Source organism: Thermoflexus sp. (assembly GCF_042408365.1).
Classification (GTDB): domain Bacteria; phylum Chloroflexota; class Anaerolineae; order Thermoflexales; family Thermoflexaceae; genus Thermoflexus.
The window spans coordinates 1-3,837 of sequence record NZ_JBHOQJ010000291.1; the positions used below are offsets into that span (position 1 = coordinate 1).

Sequence of the window (3,837 nt, forward strand, 5' to 3'; positions counted from 1 at the left end):
GGCAGCCCGCCCTCACAGAAATTTTTATCTTTCAACAAAGCAAATTGCGATTTTAACAGCCGCGAAGCTCATTATGAGGAAAAAGATCCAGCGATGGCTGGTGAGAGCCCTGGGAGCCCTCCTACTGGGAGGCGGGTTGGCCATAGGGGCTTTTGTTTTGTGGATCGGACCGCTCCCGGATCCTGGAGCGCTCAGACAACAGGGCCCTGCGCCCGGGGTCCGCATCCTGGATCGCCATGGGCGCCTACTCTATGAGATCACCCATCCCCATCAAGGGCGCCACACCTGGATCTCCCTCCCTCAGATCCCTCGACCCTGCATCGCCGCCACCCTGGCGACGGAGGACGCCCGTTTCTACGCTCATCCCGGTGTGGATCCGATAGCGATCCTGCGCGCCTTATGGGTTAACCTCCGGGAAGAACAAGCCATCACGGGGGCCAGCACGATCCCCCAACAGATCGCCCGCGCCCTGCTGTTGCACCCGGATGAACGGGCCGAGCGCACCCTTCGCCGGAAGGCCCGGGAGGCGCTCCTGGCCCTAGAGCTGAGTCGGCGCTACGGGAAGAACGAACTCCTGGAGATCTACCTGAACACGGTCTTTTATGGGCACTTCGCCTATGGGCTGGAAGCCGCCGCCCTGACCTATTTCGGTAAGCACGCGGCGGAGCTCGATCTGGCGGAATGCGCCCTCCTGGCCGGCCTCCCCCAATCCCCGTCCCGGTACGATCCTCTGACGCAACCCCAAGCCGCGGAGGAGCGCCGCCGACAGGTGCTCCACCTCATGGTGCGACATGGATTTCTTTCCCCAGAGGAAGCGCAAATAGCTGCTGCCGAGCGCCTGCGCTTCTCCAGCGCGCCGTTTCCGATTCACGCTCCCCACTTCGTGATGGCGGTCCGCGAGGCTCTGGTGGAGCGGTTCGGGGAGGAAACGATGTTCGCGGAGGGCCTGGTCGTCACCACCACGCTGGATCTGGCGTGGAATGAGGCGATCACAGAGATCCTGCGAAGGCATCTCGAGGAGATCAACCGCCCCCGGCCCGACCGGCCAGGCGCCGGGGCCCGAAATGGCGCGGTGGTGGTGATCCAACCTTCCACTGGTGAGGTCCTGGCGATGGTCGGCAGTCCGGATTACTTCAACGCCACCATTCAGGGAGCGGTCGATGGGGCGCGCATTCCCCGCCAGCCCGGTTCTGCCCTCAAGCCCTTCACCTATGCCCTGGCTTTCGATCCCCGCAACGGCCCGCGGCTCACCCCTGCATCCCTGCTTTGGGATCTTCCTCAGACCTTTATCACCGCAGAGGGTGAAAGCTATCAGCCCATCAATTACGATCGACGCTATCACGGGCCGGTTTCCGCCCGGGTCGCACTGGCCTCTTCCCTGAATGTGCCGGCCGTCGCGGTGTTGGAGCAGGTCGGGGTTCCCCGCTTGGTGGGGTTACTGGCCGAGCTGGGCGTTCGGCTACCGGGCCCGCCTGCCCGCTATGGGCTTGCTCTGACCCTGGGCGGGGGGGAAGTCCGTCTGCTGGATCTCACGGCCGCCTACGCAACACTAGCCAACAACGGCCGCCGCGTCACCCCCATTCTGATCCGGGAGGTTCGGGATCGCAGGGGGCGGCTCCGATATGCGGCATCGCCGGAGCCTGGCCCACAGGTGCTGGACCCCCGGGTGGTCTTCCTCATCACAGATATCCTGAAGGATCCGACCGCCCGGGCCCTGGGGTTCGGATCCTGGAGCCCGCTGAACCTCTCTCGACCGGCGGCGGTGAAGACAGGGACCAGCAGCGACTGGCGGGATAATTGGACCATCGGCTACACCCCGGATTGGGTGGTGGGGGTATGGATCGGGAACGTCGATCAGACACCCCTGCGGGAGGTCTCCGGGGTGACCGGAGCGGCGCCCATCTGGCACACGGTGATGGAACTGCTTCATCGGGGACTGCCGGCGCGGGATTTCCCGATCCCGGAAGGTGTGCATCAGGTCACCGTTTGTGCGCTCTCCGGGAAGCTGCCCACCCCGGATTGCCCGCAGACCCGGGAGGAATGGTTCATCGAGGGCACGGAGCCAGAAGAGCTGGATGATCTCTACCGGCGACTGCGGATCGACCGACGAACGGGTGGACTGGCAGGGCCCGAGGCGCCGCCGGAGGCGGTGGAGGAGCGCGTGTTCGTAATGTGGCCGCCGTTCGCGTGGAAGTGGGCACAGGAGAACGGATTCCCCATGCCCCCCTTAGAGGCCTATGAAGGGATCGAAGGGGCAGCCGCGCTGCGCTGGGTTTCCCCTTCGATGGGGGTGATCTACCGACGTGTTCTCCACCTTGCCCCGGAGGCCCAACAGCTTCTCGTGGAGCTCCACTGGACAGGCCCTGGGCTACCCCGGCGGGTTCGGGTAGAGATCGATGGAGCCCCCTGGATGGAGTGGACGCGCCCACCCTATCGCGCCTGGTGGATGCTGGCACCGGGCTCCCATCGATTCACCGCGTTCGCCCAGCTGGCGGATGGACAGATCATCGAAGCCCTGCCGCTTCCGATTGAGGTACGGTAACGGCCTTTATCCCTGGGTACTCGCTTGGCCACATTGGGCTCGAAGCTCCCGTAAAGAGGCGGAATGGCCTTACCCCCTCTCCCCACAGCCTTGGGGCCGCAGCGAGAGGATCAAAGATGTTTTAGGGAGGGGCCAGGCACCTTTGGTGCCCGGCCTGCCCCCAAACCCTCGCGAAGGAAGGAAACGAGCCAGCGACCATGGGCTTCACGGATCAAGAGGTTGGTCTGGGGTCAATCGAGCTTCCACCCGTTGCAGGGCCTCCTGCAACCGACGCTCACGCAAACTTAACGTGAGCTCCCCCCGGGTCCGCTCCAAGGTCCCCCGCACCACATCCGTCGCCCGACGCAGGTTCCCCGTAATCGCATCCGGGTAATCCATTGTGATCAGGACCTCATAGATCTCATCCATGGCCTGAAGCAACCGCTCCGCTTCTTCAAAGCGATCCGTCCGGATCAGATCCAAGATCCGACGGCGGAGCTCGGTGGCCGCCTCCGCCAGGCCATTCAAGTAAGCAGCCTCCGGGACGTGGAGTTCGCGCGGCCCAGGCAACGGGCGGGCGGTCACGATCGCGTAGACGATAGAAGCTTCCACCCACTCCTTCAGTGCATCCTGCGTGTAGCCCGCATAGAGCAGCTCTGGGAAAGGGGTCAGATCCATTTGGAGGGTGAAGGCGGCCTGCCGCGCCTCCTCCAGGAGCCGCTCGCCCTCCTCATAATCCTCACGATGCATGGCCCGGATCGACAGAGCGCACAGACGGGTCAGCTCCCGACAACGCACCAATGCCGTATCCCGTGCGGTATTTTTCGCCTCGAGGGCCGAGCGGATCTCCCGGCTAATCGCTTCAAGTTCTTCCCAAGGCATCCGTTCCCTCCCTGTTACACAGTGGGTTTCCTCGTGGGGGCTCTGGGGGCAGCGTTGGGAGCCTTTAGCGCCCAACTCCGTTCCCCAAAAACGTTCTCATTTCCCCTCCGCTCACGGGTTCCGAACGACGTAACTCCTAATCCCAAACGGGTTCGCATGGTAGCCCGAAGCGGATCTGTACGCCAGAAAGAGGCCTCATGTGAGGTCGGGTGCTGGAGCGCCCGCTTTGGATGGAAGAAGAAGGGGGCACGTCCCTATCGTGCCCCCCTGAAACGTTCCAGGACAGCCGGCCGCCATCTCTTCAAAAAGCTGAAATGGTGAGGCACACAGCCGTGCGCCATTTCTGCTTTTTCCGTTTGATGTTTTTAAGATATGCACTTGGGAGGACCGGTGACCCTTCCCCCCTCCTCGCAGCCCTCTGGGCTGCGAGGAGG

2 protein-coding genes are annotated in these 3,837 nt (G+C 63.6%); one reads left to right on the forward strand and one right to left on the reverse strand.

The window, feature by feature from the left end; genetic code table 11:
- Positions 1-73 precede the first annotated feature (73 nt).
- Complete coding sequence (gene pbpC / locus ACFMO5_RS13425; protein ID WP_376793259.1) at positions 74-2,542, forward strand: penicillin-binding protein 1C; 2,469 nt, start codon at positions 74-76, stop codon at positions 2,540-2,542.
- Between the two features lie 204 nt (positions 2,543-2,746).
- Here pbpC and ACFMO5_RS13430 read toward each other — a convergent pair whose 3' ends face one another.
- Positions 2,747-3,403: a haloacid dehalogenase gene (locus ACFMO5_RS13430; RefSeq protein ID WP_376793260.1), complete on the reverse strand. Its 657-nt coding sequence runs from the start codon at positions 3,401-3,403 to the stop codon at positions 2,747-2,749.
- Positions 3,404-3,837 lie beyond the last annotated feature (434 nt).

Excerpts from the sequence above, each read along its gene's own strand:
- ACFMO5_RS13430 (WP_376793260.1), bottom strand. The coding sequence starts at position 3,403 with ATGCCTTGGGAAGAACTTGAAGCGATTAGCCGGGAGATCCGCTCGGCC.
- pbpC (WP_376793259.1), top strand. The coding sequence starts at position 74 with ATGAGGAAAAAGATCCAGCGATGGCTGGTGAGAGCCCTGGGAGCCCTC.